This is a genomic window from Synechococcus sp. MIT S1220 (assembly GCF_047303025.1).
Lineage (GTDB): Bacteria > Cyanobacteriota > Cyanobacteriia > PCC-6307 > Cyanobiaceae > Parasynechococcus.
Genome location: NZ_CP138939.1, coordinates 820,999 through 846,894, shown reverse-complemented (window position 1 = coordinate 846,894; position 25,896 = coordinate 820,999). Strand labels below are relative to the sequence as shown.

Annotated in this window: 20 protein-coding genes and 1 tRNA gene; 12 read left to right on the top strand and 9 right to left on the bottom strand. The window is 60.5% G+C overall.

Annotated elements, in window-relative coordinates; translation table 11 throughout:
- Positions 1-30: 30 nt before the first annotated feature.
- Positions 31-1,149, top strand: coding sequence for a tRNA guanosine(34) transglycosylase Tgt (gene tgt, locus SIB64_RS03885; RefSeq protein ID WP_413441996.1), 1,119 nt, complete (start codon positions 31-33; stop codon positions 1,147-1,149).
- A 31-nt stretch (positions 1,150-1,180) separates the two neighbouring features.
- A complete protein-coding gene (locus tag SIB64_RS03880) occupies positions 1,181-1,324 on the top strand; it encodes a photosystem II reaction center protein K (protein ID WP_413442865.1) in 144 nt (47 codons plus the stop codon).
- Positions 1,325-1,328: 4 nt separating this feature from the next.
- Here the strand turns inward: SIB64_RS03880 and SIB64_RS03875 are convergent, their stop codons facing one another.
- Positions 1,329-2,078, bottom strand: coding sequence for a WecB/TagA/CpsF family glycosyltransferase (locus SIB64_RS03875; RefSeq protein WP_413441995.1), 750 nt, complete (start codon positions 2,076-2,078; stop codon positions 1,329-1,331).
- Between the two features lie 48 nt (positions 2,079-2,126).
- Here SIB64_RS03875 and SIB64_RS03870 point away from each other — a divergent pair, with 48 nt between their 5' ends.
- Positions 2,127-5,330 (top strand): glycoside hydrolase family 15 protein, encoded by a 3,204-nt coding sequence (locus SIB64_RS03870; RefSeq protein WP_413441994.1) that lies wholly within the window; start codon positions 2,127-2,129, stop codon positions 5,328-5,330.
- On the opposite strand, the gene SIB64_RS03865 is transcribed toward SIB64_RS03870, so the two are convergent.
- The 4 genes from SIB64_RS03865 to SIB64_RS03850 form a co-directional block, all read right to left on the bottom strand.
- Entirely contained in the window at positions 5,314-6,321 is a 1,008-nt protein-coding gene (locus SIB64_RS03865) for a Gfo/Idh/MocA family oxidoreductase (protein WP_413441993.1), read from the bottom strand. The two genes, SIB64_RS03870 and SIB64_RS03865, sit on opposite strands and share 17 nt — an antisense overlap.
- A 37-nt stretch (positions 6,322-6,358) precedes the next feature.
- On the bottom strand, positions 6,359-7,642 hold the full coding sequence (locus tag SIB64_RS03860) for a hemolysin family protein (protein WP_413441992.1): 1,284 nt from the start codon (positions 7,640-7,642) through the stop codon (positions 6,359-6,361).
- A 13-nt stretch (positions 7,643-7,655) separates the two neighbouring features.
- Positions 7,656-7,728: transfer RNA gene (locus SIB64_RS03855), tRNA-Ile, on the bottom strand.
- A 38-nt stretch (positions 7,729-7,766) separates the two neighbouring features.
- Complete coding sequence (locus tag SIB64_RS03850) at positions 7,767-8,270, bottom strand: occludin/ELL family protein (protein WP_413441991.1); 504 nt, start codon at positions 8,268-8,270, stop codon at positions 7,767-7,769.
- A gap of 32 nt (positions 8,271-8,302) precedes the next feature.
- Here SIB64_RS03850 and pyrE point away from each other — a divergent pair, with 32 nt between their 5' ends.
- Together pyrE and SIB64_RS03840 are read left to right on the top strand one after the other, a co-directional pair.
- On the top strand, positions 8,303-8,884 hold the full coding sequence (pyrE, locus tag SIB64_RS03845) for an orotate phosphoribosyltransferase (protein WP_413441990.1): 582 nt from the start codon (positions 8,303-8,305) through the stop codon (positions 8,882-8,884).
- Positions 8,881-9,711 (top strand): YgfZ/GcvT domain-containing protein, encoded by an 831-nt coding sequence (locus SIB64_RS03840; protein WP_413441989.1) that lies wholly within the window; start codon positions 8,881-8,883, stop codon positions 9,709-9,711. Before pyrE ends, SIB64_RS03840 begins: the two co-directional genes overlap by 4 nt.
- Here SIB64_RS03840 and SIB64_RS03835 read toward each other — a convergent pair.
- Positions 9,681-11,162 (bottom strand): TM0106 family RecB-like putative nuclease, encoded by a 1,482-nt coding sequence (locus SIB64_RS03835; RefSeq protein ID WP_413441988.1) that lies wholly within the window; start codon positions 11,160-11,162, stop codon positions 9,681-9,683. The genes SIB64_RS03840 and SIB64_RS03835 overlap by 31 nt on opposite strands.
- A 53-nt stretch (positions 11,163-11,215) precedes the next feature.
- Here SIB64_RS03835 and SIB64_RS03830 point away from each other — a divergent pair, with 53 nt between their 5' ends.
- The 7 genes from SIB64_RS03830 (at position 11,216) to SIB64_RS03800 (ending at position 22,461) form a co-directional block, all read left to right on the top strand.
- Positions 11,216-12,679, top strand: a complete 1,464-nt coding sequence (locus SIB64_RS03830; protein WP_413441987.1) for a phosphoglucomutase/phosphomannomutase family protein — start codon at positions 11,216-11,218, stop codon at positions 12,677-12,679.
- On the top strand, positions 12,676-13,269 hold the full coding sequence (gene rdgB, locus SIB64_RS03825) for an RdgB/HAM1 family non-canonical purine NTP pyrophosphatase (RefSeq protein WP_413441986.1): 594 nt from the start codon (positions 12,676-12,678) through the stop codon (positions 13,267-13,269). The genes SIB64_RS03830 and rdgB overlap by 4 nt, the downstream gene beginning before the upstream one ends.
- An 89-nt stretch (positions 13,270-13,358) precedes the next feature.
- Complete coding sequence (locus SIB64_RS03820; RefSeq protein WP_413441985.1) at positions 13,359-14,396, top strand: SAM-dependent methyltransferase; 1,038 nt, start codon at positions 13,359-13,361, stop codon at positions 14,394-14,396.
- Positions 14,396-15,448: a Glu/Leu/Phe/Val dehydrogenase dimerization domain-containing protein gene (locus SIB64_RS03815; protein WP_413442864.1), complete on the top strand. Its 1,053-nt coding sequence runs from the start codon at positions 14,396-14,398 to the stop codon at positions 15,446-15,448. The genes SIB64_RS03820 and SIB64_RS03815 overlap by 1 nt, the downstream gene beginning before the upstream one ends.
- A complete protein-coding gene (locus tag SIB64_RS03810; RefSeq protein WP_413441984.1) occupies positions 15,448-16,635 on the top strand; it encodes an FAD-dependent oxidoreductase in 1,188 nt (395 codons plus the stop codon). The genes SIB64_RS03815 and SIB64_RS03810 overlap by 1 nt, the downstream gene beginning before the upstream one ends.
- A gap of 115 nt (positions 16,636-16,750) precedes the next feature.
- A complete protein-coding gene (locus SIB64_RS03805; RefSeq protein WP_413441983.1) occupies positions 16,751-18,328 on the top strand; it encodes a BCCT family transporter in 1,578 nt (525 codons plus the stop codon).
- A gap of 71 nt (positions 18,329-18,399) precedes the next feature.
- Positions 18,400-22,461, top strand: a complete 4,062-nt coding sequence (locus SIB64_RS03800; RefSeq protein ID WP_413441982.1) for a M10 family metallopeptidase C-terminal domain-containing protein — start codon at positions 18,400-18,402, stop codon at positions 22,459-22,461.
- Positions 22,462-22,476: 15 nt separating this feature from the next.
- Here the strand turns inward: SIB64_RS03800 and SIB64_RS03795 are convergent, their stop codons facing one another.
- The 3 genes from SIB64_RS03795 to hisB form a co-directional block, all read right to left on the bottom strand.
- On the bottom strand, positions 22,477-23,121 hold the full coding sequence (locus tag SIB64_RS03795) for an SIMPL domain-containing protein (protein ID WP_413441981.1): 645 nt from the start codon (positions 23,119-23,121) through the stop codon (positions 22,477-22,479).
- 169 nt (positions 23,122-23,290) lie between these two features.
- Positions 23,291-24,760, bottom strand: a complete 1,470-nt coding sequence (locus SIB64_RS03790; RefSeq protein WP_413441980.1) for a carotenoid oxygenase family protein — start codon at positions 24,758-24,760, stop codon at positions 23,291-23,293.
- Between the two features lie 67 nt (positions 24,761-24,827).
- A complete protein-coding gene (hisB, locus tag SIB64_RS03785) occupies positions 24,828-25,436 on the bottom strand; it encodes an imidazoleglycerol-phosphate dehydratase HisB (RefSeq protein ID WP_413442863.1) in 609 nt (202 codons plus the stop codon).
- Between the last annotated feature and the right edge of the window lie 460 nt (positions 25,437-25,896).

Here is a 25,896-nt window from a genome sequence, read left to right as displayed (position 1 = left end):
ACGTAGGTTCGGCAAAGGGCTGCATTTGCTTTGTTCGGCTTCCAGATCACGGCGCAATGCCCGCGGACATCCGCCCGCTGCGGCTCCTTCCAGACCCCGCACGGACCGGTGCAGACTCCGAGGTTCATGCCGGTGGGAACCCTTGCCACGGTTAAGGGCGTGAGCAGCGAACAGCTGCGTCAGACCGGTGCGCAGATGGTGCTTTCGAACACCTATCACCTGCATCTGCAACCTGGAGAAGACGTGATTGAGGCGGCCGGAGGGCTGCACCGTTTCATGAACTGGGATGGTCCGATGCTGACCGACTCGGGTGGATTTCAGGTCTTCAGCCTGGGAAATCTGAATCGGATCGATGACCACGGTGTGGTGTTCCGTAATCCCAGGGACGGACGCACGATCGAGATGACACCAGAGGTCGCGACCGAAATTCAAATGAAGCTCGGCGCAGACGTGGCGATGGCTTTCGACCAGTGCCCTCCTTATCCAGCCACAGAAAATGACGTTGTGGACGCCTGCCGGCGCACCCACGCCTGGTTGGAACGCTGTGTCAATGCCCATCAACGGCAAGATCAAGCCCTGTTCGGCATCGTTCAGGGGGGATGTTTCCCGCATCTCCGCCGTGAGAGCGCCAGAGCTGTGGCGGATTTCGATCTGCCGGGCATCGCCGTTGGAGGCGTGAGTGTGGGGGAGCCGGTGGAGGAGATGCATCGCATTATTCGCGATGTCACTCCGCTACTACCAACCGACCGACCTCGCTACCTGATGGGGATCGGAACGTTGCGGGAGATGGCCGTAGCCGTGGCGAACGGCATCGATCTATTCGACTGCGTTTTACCGACTCGCCTCGGTCGCCATGGCACCGCCCTCGTTGGGGGTGAGCGATGGAATCTGCGCAATGCCCGTTTTCGGCATGACCACACACCCCTTGATCCAAGTTGCCCATGTCTTGCTTGCCAGCAGCACACAAGGGCTTACCTGCATCATCTGATCCGCAGTGAGGAATTACTGGGACTCACCCTGCTCAGCCTGCACAACATCACGCAGCTCATCCGCTTCACCACGGCCATGGGACGCGCCATTCAAGACGGCTGTTTTTCAGAGGATTTCGCTCCATGGGAGCCCGACTCACCAGCCCATTACGCGTGGTAGCGTCCGTCCAAACGCCTGAATGACACAAGGGATGGCCGCCTTCACGCTCGACTTGCTGGCTCAGCTGCCCGAGGCCTACCAGGCCTTTTCACCGCTGGTGGACATACTTCCCCTGATTCCGTTGTTCTTCCTTCTGCTTGCCTTCGTCTGGCAGGCATCCGTCGGTTTCCGCTGATTTCTCAGCGACTGACCCGTTCGCCTCGGCGCAGCACTTCCAAGACAAAGGCTGGAAGACAAAGCATGCGGCGCCAGCGACTTGGCTCCTGGATCAATCTGTATAACCACTCGATCTGCAACCGGCCCATCCAGGCCGGTGCTCTTTTTTTCGTTCCTGCCCAAACATCAAAGCTTCCACCGACTCCCATCCACAATCCGGATGCATCTTCGGATAGGCGGACTGACCAGATTTCTTGGCGGGGGACCCCAAGCGCCACGAGAACCAGGTCGGGCTTGAGCTTCAGCAGCTCGGATTCCAGGCCGGGCCATCTCTCAGCAGATTGATAGCCATCTACTGCCATGACGAGGTCAAGGCCTGGATGTTTGGCAGGCAAAATCTGCCGGAGGCTCTCCATCACCGCAGGCGCCGCTCCGATCAAAGCGACGCGCCAATGATGGCGTGCGGCGTAGGACAGCAGGCTCCAGGCCAGTTCGATTCCGGGGCTCCGCAACACCCGTATCCCCTGCCTGGACAAGGCCCAGACCACGCCTGCACCGTCGGGAATCACAAGATCTGCGGAGGTGATTGCATCGCCTAGATCCGGGTCCTCCCGGGCCGCCATCGTCATTTCCGCATTGAGCGTGACGATGCGGCCACCACCCCGTACATGCAAGCCAATGGCAGCCGCACAAACATCGCGGCATGCATCCACTGGAATTCCAAGAACGCTGCAACGGCGGCGATCATCAGGGGTCGTGGTGACGGAATCCATCGCCGAAGCACGGAGATGGAGAATTTAGAGGCGGTTCTGGAGAGGGTCATGGTTCTGTTCTCGCTGGAATCAACCACCGACGACTCACCGGCGGATCAGGTGCTGCGGAACCTTGATCGTTCCATCCAACGCGTGGTCCTGGAACGGCAGGACCCGATCAGCGGTTTGTTACCGGCCAGCACGGCCCACACCGTGCATGGCGACTACGGGGATGCCTGGGTTCGTGACTGTGTCTATTCGGTGCAATGCGTCTGGGCCCTCGCCATCGCGCATCGACGGCGTTTCGGCGAACGATCCAGCCGCAGCTGGGAGCTGAATGAACGGGTCCTGGCCCTGATGCGCGGGCTGCTGCGCTCGATGATGCGCCAGTCCCACAAGGTGGAACGGTTCAAACACAGCCTCGACCCTCTTGATGCCCTCCACGCGAAATACGACAGCAACAGCGGAGACCCCGTGGTGGCTGATGACGCTTGGGGGCATCTGCAACTGGATGCAACATCCCTGTTCCTCCTGCAGCTTGCCCAGCTGACCCAAGCCGGACTGCCCGTGGTCCGCAGCCGTGATGAAGCAGATTTTCTGCAAAGCCTCGTGCATTACATCGCCAAGGCGTACCGCACGCGCGATTACGGCATCTGGGAACGAGGGGACAAGGGAAATCACGGACTCCCGGAACGAAACGCCAGTTCCATCGGAATGGCCAAGGCCGCACTGGAAGCCTTGGATGGGGTCGATCTGTTCGGCCCCCATGGCGATGGAAGCGTCCAGCTGCTGATCCCCCAGGGAGCAATCGTGCGGCTGCGGCGTGCCCTGGAAAGCCTGTTGCCGAGGGAATCAGCCAGTAAGGAGACCGACAGCGCTTGCCTATCCGTGGTCGGCTACCCCGCATGGGCCGTGGAGGATCGTCATCTCACGGATCGCACGGTCAGACGGATCCGACGTGAGCTGGGCGGAGCCTACGGATACAAGCGTTTCCTGCGCGACGGCCATCAGACGGCCGTGGAGGACATCAGCCGTTTGCACTATGAGCCGGAGGAACTGATGGCCTTCCAGAACATTGAATCGGAATGGCCGCTGTTTCTCGGGTTTGAACTGGTCACCGCCTGCTGCGAGGAACGCTGGGACGATGCGCACCACTGGCATGGGCGCCTCAAACCCCTGGCCGTCAAGCTGGATGGGGAGCAGCTGTACCCGGAGCTTTACCGCGTTCCAGACAGCGTGGTGGAGCTGGAACGCCGCAACCCCGGGAGTCAGACCCGTGAAGCCAACGCCAATGTGCCTCTGATCTGGACCCAGAGCCTGGTGTGGCTGGGCGAGATGCTGCTGGCTGGACTGGTCCGACCGGTCGATCTAGACCCCTGTGATCGTCGCCTCAGCCGACCTCTGGGTGCCGAATCCGTCCTTGTGGCGATGGCACCGGAAACCGCCTCGGTTCAGCATGGATTGATCGCCGCCGGATTACCGGTGGACGTAAACGGCGATTTGGGCATCCTTCCCTCCAGCTCTCTGGCCCAGGGATTGCAGAGCCTGGGTTCCAACCAGCGCCTCGGGCTGAGCGGCCAGCCACCGCAACGGGTTGAAACAGAAGAAACCGCCCGCTTCTATCGCCATCGCGGTCAGGCCCTCTGTTTCACCGCCGCAGTCCTGGAGGACTCAATCAGCTACCTGGCGGACGACCCACTGCAACTCGCAGATACCGTCGTTGATGAACTGCATCTGTTGCAGCGGCACTGGCAGGGGAGTGGATTACCGCTGCTGGTGATCCCGGTCAGCGCTGAGGCGTTTGAGCAGCATCACACCGCCTTCCTCAAACTTGGCAGAACGTTGCTGACGGGCTCGATCGATGGCATTCCCGTGCAGTTCGACCGGCTTGGCAACCTGATGGCCCAAGGACAGTGGAAAGAGCTGAACAGCATCGGCGAAGCCTCGTTCCGTCCCAAACCCAGCGTGGAACGACCAGGACCGGTTCTTCGTGACGCCACGGATCTGGGCGACCTCACAGCAGCCCAGGAACAGGAGCTGGATGACACCCCAATCGACCAGCTTCGTCAGCGCTTGTGGAGCAGCGCCTCACTCCATGAGCAGGCGGAGGTTCTGGAGCTGATGAACCAACGGCTGGAGCCTGGGGAGCTTCAAACCGGGCCAGACGGGAAAGCCGTGGATCTCCAAACGCTGTTGAACGAGGTTTATCACCATGGCCTGCGCTGTCAGGACTGGAATGTGGTGCGCCGCTGCGCAGGCGCGATGGGGATGGTGCATCCCCAGCTGGAAGATGCCCTCACCGACCTGCTGGCACGCCAGAAACAGGTGGTTGTCGGACGCAATTACACGGCCGAATCCCGACTGAGCACGCCCCTGTCCAGCGTGGCGATCGCGGGCCTGATCGAACGCACCAGCGGCAAAGATGGACGAGAACGCATGCTGGAGCAGGAACTGCTGCTCGCACTTGATGGCATCGCCCGTCGCGAACCAGCTCTGCTGAAAGGCAGTCTCACCCTGCAGCTGGGTCAATTGCTCCTGCTGCTCACCTCAGAGCTGGCCAGCGAAGGGGGCCTCAGCCAAGACGAAGCCTTCGAGGCCGTCTGCTGCGAAGCTCCCCATGCGATCCGCACCCGCCTGCGCAATGTGCTGATCGACATGGACCATGCCCGTGCAGCACTGGAACGCGGTGAGCAACTCCACCTCAGTGGCCGCGTGCAGTGGAAGGTGCCGGAACCGCGGGAAGAGCGTCCGAGCGGAGGTGGATGGCTGCAGCACCGGATTCGCCTCGGCAGCCTGCAGCGAGTACCGCGTGACTTTTATGCGGGCATCTGGTCCCTCCTGCAGCATTGCCGGGGTCTTGTGATCGGGGACAAGCTCGAACGGCGCAACCGACTCAACAGCCGTTTGGTGCTGGAAAAAACGGCCGGGGAGCGCAACTTCGCCACCCAGGTGGAACATCTGCTGAGCCGGATCGAAGCACCGGAATACCGGCAGCTCTGCGCCGAGTGTCTCCTCTCCCTGATGGCCTTCGTTGAAGCGAACCCTGAGGTTCAGTTCAACGACGACCTGGCCCTGGATGTTGTGATCGGTCATGCCGTGCGTGTGGGCTGGCAACTGACCCACCCCGAAATGGATCCCAAGGCCTACTCGCTGTACAAGGCCAAAGCCTGGGGACAGTTCTATGCCTCATCACCGGCCGACTGCCGCCGCTGGCAGATCGCAGCCCTGAGGCAGCTGGCGGAGCGGGAGGGGCTGGTCAGATCGGATCGGTAAGCGGAACGCCCATGTCGGGATGTTCCACCGCCTGCTCGATCAGGTCGGCCAGCTGAAGGGCGCGGGAGGCCTGCCGACCGTCAACGGCGGGGGTTTCTCGGCCGCGCACACATTGCAGGAAGTGCTCGAGTTCCGCATAAAGCGGCTCGATCGAGGTGGTGCTGACCTCCTCAATGAAGCCATCGTTCCGATAGAGAAGCTCACCGTGATCGGCGGAATACCACTCGTGGGCTCTGCGGTGGATGTGAAGGGTGTGATTTAAGAAATCGGTTTCAACCAGGCTGGAGCGGCAATGGGCACTCAGGCTGCGAATCTTGCGATGGCTCATCTTGCTGGCCGTCAGACTGGCCACGACACCGTTTTCAAAACCGAAAGTGGCGTTGACGTAATCAATCGGCCCCTCCGCACTGCGGCCGCCTGCTGCGGCCAGGCGCACCACCGGTGCCTGTGCCAGCTCAAGAACGAGATCGATGTCGTGAATCATCAGATCCAGCACAACGGAGACATCGTTGGCTCGATCGGCATGGGGGCTGTGGCGCCTCCCCTCTAAGACCACAACCTCCTCATTCGCCACAACCTTGATGAGCTCGCGAAAAGCGGGGTTAAACCGCTCAATGTGGCCGACCTGCAGAAGACGACCTGCCCTGTGGGACGCATCAATCAATGCGGAGGCTTCATCCTGGCTTGCCGCGATCGGCTTCTCGATCAGCACGTGCAGGCCTGCATCCAGGCAGGCCATCCCGACCGGGTGATGGAGCAGGGTCGGAACAGCGATACAGACCGCTTCCACCTCCGGCAGCATCGTGCGGTAGTCCTCGAACCAACGACATCCGAACTGATCGGTCGCCAGGCGACCGCGATCCGCATCAGGATCGGCAACACCCACCAAATCTGCATCCCGCAGCAGGCTCAGCACCCTGGCGTGGTGCCAACCCATGTTGCCGATGCCAATGACCCCCACCTTGACCGGAACCATCGGGTCGGGGGACATGTGTTGACCGGAACGATTGAAAGAAGATTAAGGGTGATCAGTCCTCACTCTCAGTTGGCACGGGAAGAATCAACCGCACGCGTTCGATCCGTGGGCCCTTCATTGCCATGATTTCGAACTGCGTCCCGCTGAAATGCAGGGCTTCACCTGGAGAGGGAATGTGCTGGAGACGTTCCAACAAAAAACCAGCAAGGGTGTGATGGTCATCCGCCTCCGGAAGATCGAGATTCAACTGACGGTTGAGTTCAAAAATCTCCAGATCCCCCGCCACGATCCACACATCGGATCGGCCTTCCTCCTGGAGTAGCTCCGGCTCATCCGACGCCTCCTGCAGATCATCTCCGACGATTTCGCCCATCAGATCAGCGGCCGTGACGAGCCCCTCCGTCCCCCCGTGTTCATCAACAACCAGCAACAGCGGATGCCCGCTGCGGATCAAGGGCATCAACGCGGCAAGTGTGCTGGTCTCCAGCACCCGCACCGTGGACTGCAGGTAGGGCTCCAGAGGCGAATCCGGCCTGAGCTGCCCGAGGGCGATCGGCTCGGCCATCTGCCGGAGATCGAGGATGCCGCGCACATCATCAAGCGACTGCCCGATCACAGGAAAGCGGGCATGACGCGTCTTGTGAACCGCTTCCATCAACTGCGCGAAGCTCACATCCAGGGGCAGGGTGACCATTCCAGAACGGGGAACCATCACCTCCCGCACCTGGGTATCCCGCAACGCGAACACCCCCTCGAGAATGTTCCGTTCATCAGGGAACAGACCGGTGACCCTGCCGGATTCGATCAAGGTTTCCAGCTCGTCTGCAGAGAGAGCGGGCACGAGGGAATCCCATTGCGGCGTCAGCCCCACCAAACGCAGACACAGTGCAGCGACCCCTTCAAGAAGATTGAGCAGAGGGGAGAGAACCCGTGTCACCACCTCAAGAAGAGGCGCCAGACGCAAGGCCGCCGGCTCGGGACGGTTCAGCACCCAGGCCTTGGGCATCAATCCCGCCAGCAGGGTTGCCATCAGCACGACGAGGAGAAACAAGCCTGCGTCCAACCACGGCGCCCCCGGGGTGCCATCCGGCCAGAGCTGCTTGCCGAGTCCCCGGCTCACCCAGCCCACAGCCACGAGCGCCAGGGTGGCCCCCAGCTGAGACACCATCAAGGCGCGTCTAAGTCGTCGTTGAAGGCGCTGAACCGCCTGGGCACCCTTCAGCCTTTCTTCGACAAGAACTTCGACCCGACTGGGACGAAGCCGGAGAAGGGCCACTTCTGCGGCAGCGAAAAAAGCTGGGATGACCAGAAGCAGGGCCAGTAATGGCAGCCGCATCAGAGAGATTGGATGGGGGTCGCGAGGATCGAACTCGCCTTAGGCGAATTATGAGTTCGCTGCATTCACCAGATTGCTAGACCCCCAGACCATCGATGCCGGGACACCCACACCTCCATGAGTGTTACCACAAAGGCTGGGCAGGAGCGACCTCGACCACGGGCCTGGCGGGTGCATTCCGCTGCGTAAGGCTGCCATCCAATCCGCTGGGGATGTCGGTCGAACGCCATGGAATGGGGGGACTCTGGGCCTCCATCAATGCATCGATGCTGTTCCGCATCACGGTTCCATCCCAGATGACCGTCTGGTCAGGGAAGCCAAAGCCCATAAAACGGGTTCCATCCGTCCCACCAACGGCAATCCCAAGCAGATCCGTGACCTGATGCAACACGTTCACCCCACTGTCGAAGGGGGCGTTCCAGGTCGAATACCTGCGTTCCAGAAATTCACTTGTTCTCTCAACGGGTTCACAGCGCGTGAGCTGCACCGGTGCTGCGCCATCCGCCTGTGGATCGGGGGCCTCCAAGGTGGTGGTGCACACCACCGGCCCGGCCATGGTCGGTGCTGCCAGAAGTCCGATTTGCAGAAACAGGCTCAGCAACACGGCTTCGCTCTCCTTTAAGCGCAAACTAAGGAGAGATCAGCGCCGCGGCCAGCCCCATGCCCATGCCTCCCCTACCAGTTGAGGAGCCGCAAGCCCTGCTGCAACGGCTGGCCAGGGACGCCTACAAACGGGGCTCGTTCACGCTGGCCTCCGGCCGAACCAGCGAGCATTACGTCAACTGCAAACCGGTGAGTCTCAGCGGCCATGGCCTCGCGCTACTGAGCGCAGCCATGCTCTCCCATGTGGAACCCGACGCCGTGGCCGTCGCGGGACTGACACTGGGGGCGGACCCCCTGGTGAGCGGGGTTGCTATGGCCGCCGCCCTGGCCGGCAGATCTCTGGACGCCTTGATCGTGCGCAAAGAGGCCAAAGGGCATGGCACGGGCGCGTGGCTGGAAGGCCCCCTGCCAGCGCCAGGTGCTCTGGTGACCGTGCTGGAGGACGTGGTGACCACTGGCGGGTCCTCGCTGAAAGCGGTTCATCAACTGCAAAACGCCGGCTATGTCGTGCGTCGGGTGGTGACGATCGTGGATCGTGACGAGGGGGGCGCGTCTGCGATGCAAAACGCCGGTCTGGAACTGGTCAGCCTCTTTCAGCTTTCGCAAGTCGCGGCCTGTTCCGAAGAGATCGCAGCATGACGCGGCTGACCCATCCAAAGACGCCCCTCTGCTGGGACGCGACGTTCCCGAGCCTGCGGCTTGACGGCAGTGGAGCCCGCGATTTTCTGCAGGGCCAGACCAGTGCGGATCTGCAAAACAGCACGGCGGATCTGATCTCCAGCTGCTGGCTCACTGCCACCGGGCGACTCCGCGCCCTGCTGGAGATCCGCCTGGACGCACTGGGTGCCGACGTGCTGGTGTTGGCCGGCGATGCCGACCAGGTGAGCGCAGGGTTCGACCAGGTGATTTTTCCAGCTGATCGCGTGCGCCTTAAGGCCGCCAACCGTCAACGACGTTTGCAGGAGCTGTTCGGAGACGACAGGGTGCAGTGGCTGGATGCAGACGCCTCGCTGCCCGAAGAGTGGGCTGCCTTGCCCGCCGCCGATTCCGACAAGTTGGAGTTCTGGCGCGTGCTTCGAGGCCTTCCCACCGGCAGTGGCGAGATCACCGGTGCCACCAACCCTTTTGAACTTGGACTTGCCAGCTGGGTCAGCCTGAGCAAGGGCTGTTACCTCGGCCAAGAGACCATGGCCAAACTCGCCAGCAAGGGCGGGGTGAAACAGCAGTTGCGGTGCTGGCAGGGGCAGGAGGAGATCCAACCAGGGGACACACTCCAACGGGGTGCTGACCGTGCCGGAGTGGTGACGACCAGCCTGCGGATCGGCGCTGAAGACAGCTGGATCGGCCTCGCTCTGATCAGGCGCCAGCACCTGGATGTTCTCAACCTGGAAGGCCCTGAGGGTCAACAGCTGACGCTCTCCTGTCCAGAAGGGTTTCAGCCACCTCCAACGCCATCGGGATCCTGACGCGACAGCCAGTCGGCCACAGCCCAGGTGGCCAGACAGTCATCCCGGTTGTATTGGAAGATCCAACGCAACGTCTGAGACCGACGTCGTCGCTGAGGGCCATCCCCCTGCCATTGGCGCCACCAGAGCAACGCCCTGGCCCCGTCCGCTCCGGCCTGGCTCCAGCGAAAACCCCGCCAGCTGGCGACGGACTTCAATCCGTAACTGCTGAGAGGCAAACGCCAGTGACGACGAACACGGGCGTGAACATCGATGAGCCGCGTGCTGATCTGAGCCCGCTGCGGCTCGGGCAGACCCTGACGCTGGGCAAGCCTACGGAGCGCCAGGGATTCGGTTTCGCCGTAATGCAGCACTGGCCAGCTCGGATACGCACAGAGGAGTTTGTGAAGACGCCGCCAGCCGAGCGCTTCATCGTGCTTCCTGAGCACCAGCAGCGGGTGATACCGAGCAGCCTCTGGGTCCCAACGTCCATCTGCGCGCCGAGGGAGCAGCACGAAACCATGAAGGAAATCGTGCCGTACATCCGGGTCCGATTCGATGTCGTAAAGCAGAACTCCAGGAGCAGCCTCCAGTTCCGGTAACGCGCTCGTCGGATCCAGCCGCTCCGGTCGCCCATCGCGCTGAACGCGGGCCTGCGCCACGAGCGAGCGCGCTGCCTCCCCATGTTGATCCCCGAAGCGCTCCATCTGAAGCGCAAGCTGTTCAGGGTCGGCCTGGGCCAAGTCGTTCAGACCCTGAATGCCGAGTTCGTGAAGCATCTCCCGACGTTTGGCGCCGATCCCGCTCACTTCACTGAGATGGCCATCCTTTGAGGCCTGCCTGCCGCAGAGCTGACGCCAGCAGCAGAGCGAACATTTGCGGCGATCGGCGGCAAGGACAGGCGGGGTTGAGCGCTCCAGATCCAGGCTCAGCTTCCGCAGGGCTTCACCAAGCTGGCGACGGAGCCCTGAGGAGTAGCCGACCCGATGCCGTTCCAGCCGCCTCGGCCCCGCACCAACGACAAGCATCGCGGTGACGGGAGACTGCTGCTCCTGACCGAGAAGATCAGCCATCAGAGCCAGGGGGATCTGATGTTCGCGGGTCAGGCGCCTGCCCTGACGGGCAAGCACGGGCTGATAGGCAAAGGCTCCCCATCGGCTTTGCCCCTTCACCCGCATCAGCAGCGGCGGGTGAGCCTCCAACGCCGAACCATCAGCTCCGCGGCCTTTGAGACGCAGACCAACAACGCCCAGATCTCCCCTTTGACAGGCCTGCTCCCCATGCCCGGGCGGTTCGCCCAGCAGGGCTGAAAAACAGCGTTGCTGAGCATCGAGCTGAAGGTTGCGATGGGCAGTCCACTGCCTCAGATCAGGATCGGCATGGAGATCCAGCCAAGCCTTGCGGCGGCAGCGCAACCAGCTGCGGAGCAAGCGGTCATTAAGACCGTTGGCGGCAGGCGGGGTGTCACCCATGAGGCGACCCTACGGCGACCGCCTGCTAAATCCAGAACACTGCAAGCAAACCCATGTCCTCGGCCCCTCTGCCCCTGGGCCCAGCACCGATCCAATTCGGCACGGACGGCTGGCGCGGTGTTCTCGGCGTGGACATCACGGTGGACCGCCTGCTGCCGGTCGCAGCGGCAGCAGCACAGGAACTCGCCTTTCGCGCTCCGGATGGTCTGAACAGCCGCACGGTGGTGATCGGTTACGACCGCAGGTTTCTGGCGCCCGAGCTCGCCGAAGCGATCGCAGCAGCCGTTCATGGATGTGACCTCGAACCACTCCTCACCGAGACGGCCGTTCCAACGCCCGCGTGCAGCTGGGCTGTCGTCGAACGCCAGGCTCTCGGTGCGCTGGTCATCACAGCGAGTCACAACCCTCCCGAATGGCTTGGTCTGAAGATCAAGGGTCCCTTCGGCGGGTCCGTGGAAGGGGACTTCACCGCTGCAGTGGAGCGACGCCTCGCCGCCGGAGGCATCACCACGCCGATCCAGGCGAACACACAACGCTTCGACGGTCGAGCCGAACACCTGGAAGGACTGCGCCGCAAGCTTGACCTGAGGGCCCTGGTGCAGGGCCTCAAGCAAACGAACCTTCGAGTGATCGTCGACCCGATGCACGGCTCCGCGGCGGGTTGCGTCCCGGAACTGCTGGGGGCGGACGGCGCCGATGTGGTGAAGGAAATCCGCAGCGAGCGCGATCCACTGTTCGGGGGGCACCCCCCCGAACCGTTAGCGCCCTACCTGCAGGAGTTGATTGCCGAAGTGCAAGCCTCCACCGCTGCTGGCACCCCTGCGGTCGGCCTGGTGTTCGATGGGGATGGCGATCGCATCGCGGCGGTGGATGAAACAGGCCGCTTCTGCAGCACGCAGCTGCTGATGCCTCTGTTGATCGATCACCTGGCGAGGGCACGGGCACTGCCGGGCTCGGTGGTCAAAACAGTGAGCGGATCGGATCTGATGCGACTGGTGGCGGAAGGACAGGGGCGTCAGGTCCTGGAACTCGCGGTGGGTTTCAAGTACATCGCCGCTGAGATGCTGGCGGGAGGGGTGTTGATTGGTGGTGAGGAGTCTGGAGGTGTCGGCTTCGGCATGCACCTGCCGGAACGCGATGCTTTGTTCGCGGCAATGCTGGTGCTAGAGGCTCTTGTGGAAGGTGGTGAACCGCTTGGAGCGCGGCTGGACACGCTCCAGAGCAAGCATGGAGGGACCAGCCATTACGACCGGCTGGACCTTCGACTGGCGAGCATGGAGGCCAGACGACGCTTGGAAACACTGCTCGCCGAAACCCCGCCGCGTGAAGTGGCCGGCGTTGCCGTGAACGAGGTGATCACCACCGATGGGGTGAAGCTGCGACTCGGACCGAGCCACTGGTTGATGCTCCGCTTCTCGGGGACGGAACCACTGCTGCGGCTTTACTGCGAAGCACCCGATGCCGACCGTGTCGCAACCGTGCTGGCCTGGGCCCGGTCGATCGCGGAGGCGGCATGAGCGGCCACGAGCGCCGTCTGGTGATTGCCAGCGGCAACCAGGGCAAAATTCGGGAGTTCAAACAGCTGCTCAGCGGTCTCCCAATCCAGGTCGAAGCCCAGCCGGACGGTTTGGACGTTGATGAGACGGGGAGCACGTTCCGCGACAACGCCCGCATCAAGGCCAAGGTCGTGGCCCGTCTGACCGGTGACTGGGCCCTGGCCGATGACTCGGGGTTGAGCGTTGATGCTCTTGCCGGAGCACCGGGAGTGCATTCAGCCCGCTACGCCCCAACCGATCAGGAACGAATCGCCAAATTGCTGAACGCCTTGAACGGCGTTGCTGATCGTTCAGCCCACTTCTGCGCAGCGCTCTGCATTGCCGCACCCGGTGGCGAACTGCTCCTGGAAGTGGAGGGACGCTGCGATGGCTCGATCGCCAGCGAACCCCGTGGCGACGACGGATTCGGCTACGACCCGGTCTTCGAAGTCACAGGGACAGGTCGCACATTTGCGGAAATGACGCCCAACGAGAAGAAGAAGCATGGGCATCGCGGACGGGCCTTTGCCCTGCTGCAACCAGAACTGGACAGGCTTCTCGCCAAGTCCTAAGACGGGGTGCCACCAAGCCGAGCCGGGGGCGACCAGCCAACCACTCGCATAACAATTCGTTACATTGTCAGCTCTCGCTGACGAGGTCGATGGCAATCGCCATGACCACTGGATACAGCGCGCAGACCGAAGGTGCTCAGCTCTGCATTGAAGCTGCTTCGGATTGGGCCCTGACCTGTGTGGACCACCTGGACGATCAGTCCAACCATGTGCTCATTGACTACGGAGCAGCAGACGGGGGGACCGCCGTCAGTTTGTGGACTCGCCTGCTTGATCGCCTGCACGCCCGTCAGCCCAAAGCCCATCTCACGTTGATCGGCAACGACCTGCCAAGCAACGACAACGCTGCCCTGGCAAGCAACCTGGCGCTTCAAATCCCAGGGCAAGCGGCGCCAACGGTCCTGATCAGCGCGCGGAGTTTCTACGAGCCCACCGTTGCACCCGAGACGGTGAGTTTCGGCTTCTCCGCCACAGCGATGCACTGGTTGAGTCAATCCCCAGGCCCTCTGGACGGCCATGTGCATGTGCTGGCCTCAAACGACGCTGATGCCCTCGAGCGATTCAGCGCCCAGGCCCTCAGCGACTGGACCCGGATCCTTGCGTTGCGCAGTCGCGAGCTGAAGGTGGGAGGACGGCTGCTGACGGTGAATCTCTCCCGCGACAGCAAGGGCCTGTACCTCGGCAACAACGGCGGTGAAACCCGTCATGTCTTCGATCAGCTGCATCAGATCTGGCACGACCTGATGACCGAAGGCCTGGTCAGCGAGGCCGATTACCAGAAGGGAACGATCCTCAACTTCTACAAATCCCCCGAAGAATTCACCGCTCCGCTCATGGACAGCGGTTCGGAGCCCTATCGCAACGGCCTGCGGCTGGTTGATGAGCGCACGGTGTACGTGACCTGCCCGTACCGCCGCCGTTGGAACAACGACCGCGACACAGCAACCTTCGCTTCAGGGTTGATGGCCACGATTCGCAGCTGGAGCCGGCACAGTTTCGCTTCTGCAGGCGGCGAAGAGGCCGCCGATGAGCTGTACAAACGACTTCAACACCGCATTGCTGCCGAACCGGAGCAGTGGAGCCTCGACTACGTCGAACACCACCAGATGATGGAGCGCGTGGCCTGATGCGCGCCTCCACACAAGAGCGATCCAACGTGTCCCTGTTGGCCGAACACATCTCGGATCACCTATCGGTGTTCGTGGTAGCTGAAGTCACGGACGTGCAACGGCCCGCCAATGGGGGCCTGCGCCTCCTCAACTATGCGGATGATGCGGTCTGCCTCGCCGATGGCAAACGCCTGGCCGGGCTGATGACCAACAAACATGACCTGTACGGCACGGGCTTTGCCGGCGGCAAAATCGTGGCCCGAGCCTCCAGGCCGAACGCCGTCAAAGAGGAACTGATCAATGTGACGGCAGACCTGTTGCATTCCCTTGATGGGACGATGATCACAGGCTGCGACCTCAACACCAACCTTGAGGACATGGAGCGCCTAATGGCGCTCACGCCCCACGTGCTGGCGGCGGTGGGGAGTCCGGTCGATGCCAGCGCTGCCACCGCCCACGGAACGATTGGTGCAGCGGAAGCCGTTTTGGGGGGAGAGCTGAATGCGGTGGACCCAGGCCGGGCGCTGGTCCATGGCTGCGGTGCGGTAGGCGGCAGCGTGGCCAGAACCCTGCTCGACCACGGCTGGACCGTGTTCTGCATCGATCTGGATCCCCGGCGTGCGGCCATCCCAGGTGCCACGCCGATCCAGCCCGATGCTCCGTGGTGGGATCTGGATCTCGATCTGCTGCTGCCCTGCTCGGTCTCCGGACTGATTACCACCGAGATGAGTCATCGCCTGCGCAGTCGCGCCATTGTTCCCGCCGCCAATGCACCCTTTGCCCATCCCCCGTTGGCGGATGAGCTGCGCAGGAAAGGGATGGTTGTGCTGCCCGACCCTCTCGTGAATGCGGGAGCGGTGATCGCCGACTCAATTGAGCGGTTCTGCCCGGCGGCATGGCGCTCGGCGCGGCCGGAAGACGTCTACAAATTTGTACGTCTTGAAGTGCGGAACCGCGCCAGGCGCTTTCTGCAGCAGCGTGATCAAGGGCTGACCGTGGATGCAGCGCTCAAGCAGGTCGCAGCCCATCCGGGTCTGGATCCAATCGGCCTCAGCTTTGGAGAGGTCTGATGAGCACTTTGTCTCCCCCAACACGGGCTGCAGTCGTGATCATTGGCGGCGGCATGGCAGGCCTGAGTTGTGCTGCCTCCCTGGCTCGTCGCGGCATCACTGACGTGGTGCTTCTCGAGTCGAAAACCCTGGCCCATGCCAGGGGGAGCAGCTTCGGCGAAACCCGGATGTTCCGCGAGATGTACTCCGATCCCGTGCTCTGCAGGCTTGCAAGGGAAGCCAATCGCCTCTGGCGGGAGGAGGAAGTGCATGCAGGCGGTGGATTGCGTGAAACCCACGGTTTGCTCTTCTACGGCGAAAGCTGGGATGAAGAAACGATCGAAGGATCCATCCCCGGTGCCCGACGGGTGATGGACGACCAAGGCATCCCCTACGAAGCGCTATCCGCCAAGGAGATCGCTGATCGCTTCCCCTTGAAGCCAAAGCCCGACTTCACAGGCCTGTTTGAACCCACCGCCGGCGCGGTGCGGAGCGACAAAGTTGTGGAGCATTGGATCCGTACCGCCCGCAGTGCTGGCCATCAACTGATCGAACACTGTCCGGTGATCGAAGTCGATGCGGTGGGAGGCAGTGTGACCTTGAACGACGGACATCGCATCCATGCCGGCCAGGTGGTGGTCGCTTGCGGCATTTGGAGCCGCCAGCTGCTGGCGCCTCTGAACCTGGCACCGAAGCTGGAGATCTGGCCGATGCTTTGGGCCCACTACAGCGTGGATCCTTCCTTGGCCGATCGCTATCCCCAGTGGTTTTGCTTTCAGAAAGAACGTGGTGACGACGGGGGTTTGTACTACGGCTTCCCCGTGTTGAGTCACGCGGCGGACGGTCGCCCCCGCATCAAAGCCGGGATCGACTGGACACCTCCAGAGCTCAGGGTCAGCGAACCCGAAGAGATGACCGAAGCACCACCGACCAGGCTTGTGGAGCTCCTGGATGCGTTCTTGTTTGAGTCCCTCGAAGGTGTGCAGGAACGGATTGAGACCGTCATCAGCCCTTACGCGATGACCCGTGATGTGAATTTCGTGCTCGACAGGCTGTCACCAAAGCTCAGCCTGTTTACCGGTGGATCCGGGCAGGCGTTCAAATTCGCTCCCCTGATCGGAGACTCCCTCGCCCGCCTGGCCAGCAACGCATCACCGTCCGTTGACCTCTCCTGCTGGAGTCACCAACGCACGGCTGTTTGTTCTTGAACACGGCTGTTTGACCCAATAACAGCTGTTTGACCCAAGAACAGTTGTTTGTTGCCCCATCCGAGCTGGTCTGCTGATCCCCCTCGCGTCTGACGTTTCTCCTGCATCTGCATCGATGTCTGAATCGCCCAACCCCATCCGCCCCTGGTGGCAGCAACCACCCCTTTGGATCGGCGCGGTTCCACTGCTGCTTTTTCTGCTGTTGTCAGCGGTAGACCTCGATGCAGCCAAACAATTCACCCAAGAAGGGCAAACCCTGGTCAGCACCCTGCTGGGGGGCACCTGGCAATGGATGGTGGTTGCGCTGTTCCTGATTGCCGTTGTTCTGGCTGTCAGCCCCGTTGGAGGCTTGCGCCTCGGGGGCCCGGATGCGAAGCCGAACCTCAAATTTTTCGATTGGTGTTCCGTTCTGATCTGCACGCTGCTCGCCGGCGGCGGCGTGTTTTGGTCCGCTGCTGAACCGTTGTTCCACTACCTCACGCCGTCGCCGGTGTTCGCCGATGTGACGGGGAAGAGTCCAGCAGCCGTGGATCCTGCCCTGGCCGTGAGTTTTCTCCACTGGGGCTTTCTGGCGTGGGCGCTTGTCGCCACAACCACCACAATCACCTTTTCAATTCGGGCACAACGCGGAGAACCACTGCGCCCCCGCTCACTGCTGGTGAGCATCCTTCCAAGAGCGTGGGTGGATGGAGCGATCGGCGACCTGGCCGATGGACTGTCGGTGGTGGCAGCGGTCGCCGGAACCGTTGGTCCGCTTGGCTTTTTGTCACTGCAACTCAGTGATGCAGCAGGACAACTGCCTTGGCTCAGTGACAGTGCAGGGTTGCAATCGTTGGTGGTTGTGCTTCTCACAGCCGTGTTCGCCACCTCAACCGTGAGCGGCATTCAAAAGGGGATCAAGTGGCTGTCTGAACTGAATGTATGGCTCACGATCACCCTGGCGAGCGGTCTGTTACTGCTGGGCCCCGGGGTGTGGCTCATCTGGCATTTCTTCAGTGGCATGGTCACTTACCTGGTCCATCTGCCGCAGATGGCTCTGCTGCCCAGGAATGCAGACACAGGCAGCTGGCTGAATTGGTGGACCGTGTTCTTTTGGGGCTGGTTCCTTGGCTATGCCCCGTTGATGGGGTTGTTCACCGCTGGGGTGAGTCGCGGCCGCAGCATCCGGGAACTGGTTTTGGCCGTTGGGATCCTTTGCCCTTTGGTCACCAACGTCTGGTTCACGCTGGTGGGAGGTACAGGAATGTTCCTGGATCTCAAGGGTGCACCGATCACGGATGCGCTCGCCCAACAGGGAATCAATGCCGCGGCGGCAACGTTTCTGACAATCCTCAATCAACTGCCGCTGTCAGGAGTTCTGATCCCGATCGGACTGGTGCTTGTGGTGCTGTTCATGTGCACCAGTGCCGATTCGATGAGCTACGCCGCGGCCATGGTGGTGAGTGGGCGAGATGAGCCCCCTGCCCCGCTACGGCTGTTCTGGGCTCTGATGATCGGCAGCCTGACCCTCGCGTTGCTGCGCATTGGCAGCGGCCTGGGCGACAGCACCTCGATCAACGCACTGCAGGCTTTCATCGTGATCACAGCCGTACCGGTCACACCGATGATTCTGAGCACGCTTTGGATGGCGCCGCGGCTCGCATGGCTGGAACATCGGCGTTTGGGAAACGCGTCACAAACCCGACAATTGTAGGGTTGTCACCAACACAGATTGAATTCATTGTGTAGGGTGAATTCAACCATTAAGAGGCGTCATTGACTCCCATGACAACTGGGATTCAAGAGAGAAAATCACAAGAAAACTTTGCTATTGGCGAGAAAAGATTCAATTATATTCACAATATTGGCAACACCTACAGAACTTATCCCATATCAAACGATCCCAATAATCCTCTTTCCCAAAGGCTCAGCAACTTCGTACCTTTCGGGCATCCTGCTGGATGCCCCTGCTGCCGAACACTCCCAGACGAGAATGGTTTAAATGTTGGCGAACTTCTGATTGGGAGTGAATCAGAAGATGCATTATTTGCCGGGCCAGCAGAGAGCAACCAAACCCTTGCCGATTACCTGCGCTCAGGCTTCTGGACCGATCGATTTTCCAGCGCCCGCAAGTTCAACCTCAGCAACAGCGGAACTTACGCCAAAAATGGCGTCATCACCTACAACACCACAAGCAATCTTTTCGACTCCGACGGCCTCTCTTCAGCGCGTCAACATTTAGTTACTGAAGCATTCAAGCTTTTCGAAGAAGTACTGGGGATTGACTTTCAGTCGACGTCTGATGTCGATGCAGATTTTCGCTTTGGAGATAAAAACAGTGGCGCGTACGCATCAACAACCCGGCTTGGCGGAGCTATCAATTACGTCAACATCAATATTAACTCCGGCTGGCATGGAAGCCAAAGCGGGTTTGGCAATTACACCTTTCAAACGATCCTTCATGAGATCGGCCATGGCCTAGGGCTAGGCCACCAAGGCAATTACAACGGCTCCGCCAATTATTCCAGCGACGCCAAATACGCCAATGATTCATGGCAAAGCACCATGATGTCGTATTTCGATCAGAGCGAAAATACATCAATAACAGCAACAAAAGCCTATCTCAGCTCGCCCATGTCGGTGGACTGGATTGCGCTCGACGATATGTATGCGGGCTACGGATATGGCATCAACAATGCCTTCACGGGAGATACAACTTATGGCTTCAATACGAATATCGCAGATTCAACCAGTGAAATTTTTGCCAAATTCAAAGACTACGCCAACGCAACCGCTTTTACGCTGATCGACGGATCTGGCGTCGACACATTGGATGTTGGCGGATTCAGCGACAACCAATCCATTGATCTTCGAGCCACAGAAAAAGCATCATCCAGTCTTTACCCCTCCAACATTGGGAATTTCATCGGCAACCTCACCATTGCCGCCGGAACAGTTATTGAAAACGCCGTTGGTGGAACTGGCAACGACAGCCTCCGAGGCAATTCAGCAAACAACAGCCTGGAAGGAGGCAACGGGAATGACAGCCTCAATGGTGATTCTGGGAACGACACCCTGCTCGGTGGGGCTGGAGATGACACCTATGTGGTGGATTCAACCAGTGATGTGGTTACCGAATCGAGCGGTGCCGGCACCGATCTGATCCAAAGCTCCGTTAATTACACCACCAGCAACAACGTAGAAAACATCACGCTGACGGGTTCAGGCGATATCAACGCGATCGGGAACAGCCTCGCCAACACACTCACAGGGAACAGCGGCAACAACTCCATTGATGGAAGCAGCGGCAACGACACGATGGCCGGTGGCAGCGGTGATGACACCTATGTGGTGGATTCCGCCAGTGATCAGATCAACGAATCCAGCAATCAAGGCACCGATCTCGTTCAAAGCTCCGTCAACTTCACCATTCCCGCCAACACCGAAGCCATCAGCCTCACCGGCGGATCGGCACTCACAGCCACCGGCAATTCCCTCAACAACACCCTCACCGGCAATGCCGCTGCCAGCACCCTCGCTGGAGCCGCCGGGGATGACACCTATGTCATCTCCGATGCCAACAACGTCATCAACGAATCCAGCGGCGAAGGCACCGATCTTGTTCAAAGCTCCATCAGCTTCACCCTCGGGAATCATCTGGAGCAGATCACCCTCACCGGCGGATCGGCACTCACCGCCACCGGCAACTCGCTCAACAACACCCTCACCGGCAATGCCGCTGCCAGCACCCTCGCTGGAGCCGCCGGGGATGACACCTATGTCATCTCCGATGCCAACAACGTCATCAACGAATCCAGCGGCGAAGGCACCGATCTTGTTCAAAGCTCCATCAGCTTCACCCTCGGGAATCATCTGGAGCAGATCACCCTCACCGGCGGATCGGCACTCTCCGCCACCGGCAACTCGCTCAACAACACCCTCACCGGCAATGCCGCCGCCAGCACCCTCGCTGGAGCCGCCGGGGATGACACCTATGTCATCTCCGATGCCAACAACGTCATCAACGAATCCAGCGGCGAAGGCACCGATCTTGTTCAAAGCTCCATCAGCTTCACCCTCGGGAATCATCTGGAGCAGATCACCCTCACCGGATCCAGCAACCTCAACGCCACTGGCAATTCCCTCGCCAACACACTGATCGGAAACAGCGGCGCCAACCGCCTGATCGGAGGGGCTGACAACGACACCTTGACCGGCGGCACCGGTGCCGATCAATTCCAGCTCGGCGCGGGATCCGATCGCGTCACCGACTTCAGCATCCCCCAGGGAGACCGTGTTGGCATCGAAACCGGCCAGGATTACTCGATCACCCAGGCCGGGAGTGATGCGCTGATCAGCGTCGCGTCCGTGGGATCGATTCTGCTGCTGGGCCTCAACGCTGGAGACCACGATGAGGAGACGCTGATTGTGCGGACCGATGGGTCAGGCAACCCCGCATCACCAGCTCCTGCTCCGGCACCAGCTCCGGCACCAGCTCCTGCTCCAGCACCAGCTCCCGCTCCTGCTCCAGCACCAGCTCCCGCTCCTGCTCCTGCTCCGGCACCAACCCCAGCCCCCACGCCGGCACCCACACCTGTCCCCACGCCGGCACCAACACCCCCCCCAGTTCCTCGGCCCATCACTGTTCCCGTGCCTGGTCCCACCCCGGCGCCGACGCCAGTGCCCACCCCAGAGCCATCCTCACCGGAGCCGGAACGGGAGCCCTCAACACCACCACCGCTCCCGACCGTTCCCAGTCCGTTTGGGGTCAAACCGATCTCGAGCCAATCGATCACTCCAAGCCAAGAAACCAATCCAGCCAGCAACACAACACCAAGGATCCCCACCGCGTTCAACACGCTCAGCAAAGAACAAATCAGCAAACTTGGGCGGGACATGCTCAAACAAGTTGAACGCGACGTCTTCCAATCCCTTGACGCCAGCCAAATCGCAGCCCTCAAGCCAAAAGCACTCTCAGGCATCAAGCAAGAGAACATCCAAGCGATACGTGCCAAAACGTTTCGCGGCCTAAAAGCAAAGCAAATTGAGGCTCTTTCACCAGCATGGCTCAGCACAATTAACAGACAACAGTGGAAACAAATCCCCGCTGCATCAATGAGCGGCATTAACCGAAAAGACATCAGGAATCTTCCCAACCGAACACTTCGCGGCATCACAACGAATCAAGCCGCAGCTTTGAAACCACAAGCGCTTCTTGGCCTCAAGAAGGATCAAATCAGGGCCTTACCAGCCAAGGTGATTGCCGTGTTGAGCGCCAGGCAGTTCAGCAGAATCAAACCAGATTCGATTGCCAACCTCACTGGCAAGCAGGCCTCAAATCTTGAACCTTCGGTGTTGGCCACTTTCTCGACGCGCCAATTCCGAAATATTGCAGCAGGCGCAATTTCCAAGCTAAAGCCCGAGCAAATCAGTGAACTACCCTCGAAATTAGTTCGAACAATGTCTGGAAACCAGGCCAGACGACTCAACAATCAGGCCTTGCAATCTTTAACGCCAAGGCAAATCAGGGCCATGCTCGTCACGACGTTGACGGACATGACTGTCAAACAATTTTCACAATTCAGCCAAAGCCAGGTTGATGCCATACGCCCAAGAGTTTTGAAAGATCTCAACAACAAGCAGCGCAGGGCTCTTGGCTTAAGTCCTGCTCAATCACGGTCTGCCACCAGAAGGCAACGCCACACCGATGGTTCAGCGGCCCCAGAGCGCAGGGTGATCGAGGCTCTGGATGTTGACCATCACCTCCCGGGCAACAGCAGAGCCGAAACGGAGCAGGAGGCGCCTGCCTCCCTCAATCCCGTCATGCTTGAGAACGAGGGATGGTGAAGCCTCAGCCTCGGCCTAAGTGAGGCAGTACTGGAGTTCCATGCGCACCGTTGCCGTCGGCTCCGGCGCTTCACCAGGATCAAAACCAGAGCGTGTGTCGGCAGACAATTGCACCCGTTTGGGACCACGAATCGCATCACTGCGGTTGATCCGCAACAACCGCACCTGGGAGGCTCCGATTGCCGCAGCGGTACCGTCCGCCTCCGCTTTTCCTCGCCGCAGTGCTGCAGCCATCAAGCGTTGCTGAAGTGCTGTTTCATCGCGTTCATTGGCGATCGACTCCATCCCCTGCATCCGCACCCCGGGCTGCCCGCCCACAGCCTGAATGAACGGGTTGTAGTTCTGCCGGTTCACCTCCCCCGACACACCGGTGTTGGCCACGAACCGCTGCGGCGCGCCATTGGTTCCTGCTCGCGGATAGGTGGAGGGAGATGGAACAACCAAGCGTCCCCGAACCAGAGGTTGCAGCGATTGCCGCAACTGGCCCAAGCGTTGATTGAGCTGCGTCAAGGCAGCCTGCTCACTGGTCCCTTCACCGGAGAGCGCCAGCGAGAAGCGAAAACGGTCAACGGTGCTCTTGCCCTGTTCAGAGACCGACAACTGCAGCAAGGTGCCTGAACAAGGTGGTTCTTGCGCCAAAACCGGATCCTGCGGAGGCATCAAGATCAGGCCCGTAAAAGCAACAGAAAAGGCTGCTAAGCAAATTTTGAACGCTCGACGAATGGGCATCACGACCGACAAACCTGATCTCGATCTAGCGCTGATGAAGCGCTCCAATGCAACCGGTTCGTGTCCGAGACGGTTGGGGATGTGAGCGGATCTAACTGTCTCAGCGCGCCTCCGCCCAGCTGCCATGCAGTCCATGCGGTACGGCGAGAGGGAGTTCCAACACCGCCACCTCGGCCAGATCGTCGGCGTTGAGGATCACCAGATCCGAGGCCGAGCGTGCCCCGTTCCAAACAAGATCCATCACCCAACCGTCGTCTTCTCGCTCGGAACCCGGGCGAGGCACCATCAGCGGTTCGCTGACAAAGCCACGGGGTGCCGCACTCCAGATCGTGGAGTTGCCCGTCCTGAGATCAAGCTTCTGAATCGCCTGCAGGGGATCGTTCCCAATCTCCCGCTCGGCAACAGCCATCCAGGCAAAGCGCGCAGAACGCCCCTGTTGGCTCGGATTGACCATCGCGAACTCACAGGTGCGCTCGCTGATCCGCTCGGTCTGTACCGATTCCCGGCTGAGATCGAGGCGGCAACGGTGCAGGATTCCCTCAGGCACCGAATCGAAATCAACCTGAGCGAAGTCGTCATCGGGGCCAATGGAGGGGAAATCGTCATAGACGATGCTGTCCACCACCACGTGATCACCCTCCTCGTAGGCGTTGAGGTGGTGGAACACAAAACCATCGGGAGCCTCGAGAATCCGAGGCTTCTGTCCAGCGAAGCGGCCCGAATCCCTTGGGATCAACCAAAAGCGACCTTTCCCGCCAGGCTTCGAAGCCAAACATTGGGCAGCCCCCTTCTCCCCGGTGACAAACGGCAGGGGATTAAAGGCAATGGCGTTCTGCAGGAAGACCGCCCAGTTTGGTGTGATGGCGAAATCGTGGAGGAAAGCGAATCCGGGGAAGCTGTCGGAACGGTCGTGGAGCAGGGAGCCAGCATCAGGGCCCTCCGTGGCGAACTCCATCAACCGGATCGTGCTTCGCGGGCCGGTGTTCACCCCAAAGGTGACCATGCAAGGGCGGCCGTGATGGCCTGGGTCAAAGCGGGGGTGGGCGCTGAAGGCCTCGCCTTTCTTGAGCACCCCATCGAGCAGGGAAATGCCGCGGGTCTCGAGGCTGTCTGGATCCAGCGCGTGGGGTTCGGCTGCCTCCCAAAGAGCCAGAAGCTGATCACCAAGCCGCACCACATTGGTGTTGGCGATGTTCTTCAACCGCAGGTCAAAAGCATTTGCGAAGCGGCCACCAGGCTTCTGGCTGCCGAACACGCCGCGGTAGAGCACCTTGCCGGCCTTCTCCTCCGCCAGCCAACCCTCGGTGCGCACATAACGGTTGCTGAGCTGAACGCTGCCGTTCTCGAACCGCATCGCGGCGATCATGCCGTCGCCATCGAAGGGGTGGTGAACCCGGTGACCGTTGCGCTCAAGCCGGCCAGGGCCGTTTCGATAAAGCGTGCCCTTCAAGTCCGCCGGCACCAATCCCCGGACAGGGGTGAGGGGCACATCCGTGAGCTCCTGCTCCACGTTGACGAACGCGCTGGCCCAGTCGCTGCGGTCGTAACTGCGGGCAGGGGCAACGGTCACGGGCTGGCGCTCAATGGACTCCCATCCTCTCGTAACGGACTGTGAAGCGCGACGCCCGCAGTTCAGTTCAGTTAACGCCCGCCTGTTCCAGCACACCCTTGCTGCTGGGGATGGCACCGGCCCGACGCGGGTCGATCTCGGTGGCCATGCGCAACGCCCGGGCAAAGGCCTTGAAACAGGCTTCCACGATGTGGTGGGAGTTCGCCCCGTCCAACTGGCGGATATGCAGGGTGAGGCCGCTGTTGTTCACGATCGCCACAAAAAATTCCTTCACCAATTCGGTGTCGTAGGTGCCGATTTTCTGGGTGGGAATCTTGAGGGTGTAGCTGAGGTGAGGGCGCCCGGAGCAGTCGAGTGCCACTTGCACCAGAGCCTCATCCAGAGGTGCCACGAAATGACCGAAGCGATGGATACCGCGCCGATCGCCAAGCGCCTGCGCCAGGGCCTGACCAACGGCAATCCCCACATCTTCATTGGTGTGGTGGTCGTCGATGTGGGTATCACCCACCGCATGGATGTTCAGATCGATCAACCCATGGCTGCTGATCTGATGGAGCATGTGATCCAGAAAGGCCACGCCAGTGCTGGCTTGACAGTGGCCGCTGCCGTCCAGGTCCAAGCGAACGTTGACATCCGTCTCACCGGTGACTCGGTGGATTTCTCCTAGACGGGCCATCCCATTGAACGCAGTGATCTCATCGTGCCGCAGCAACAGCGAATTTCGATCGGCGGTACCCTCCAATTCTGCAGGCTCTGAATCTCAAGCAATGGAATCAGCTACATCAAAGAGCTTCTTATTCATATTGAAAAAGGCACTGGCCCAGTCGCTGCGGTTGTAAGTAGCAACAGGGGCTAGAGTAATATTGAGATATCAACATGATCGCACTATCTCGCAGTAATCAGGGGACTGCGATGATTAATGGAAGAGGGCCAGACAAAAAGCAATAGCCATGAAATAAGACAACATCCAAGTATGAAATTGCCGCGAAATGGCAATTACCTAAAACAACTCACAAAATTGTGATAACAACTAAATAAATCGGCAAGTTGGTTCCAATTCAGCGCCGAAGCAGTGAACGATACCGACCCAACCGAACGGCAGACGGCTCTTTTCCAGACAGACGATTAACCAAACT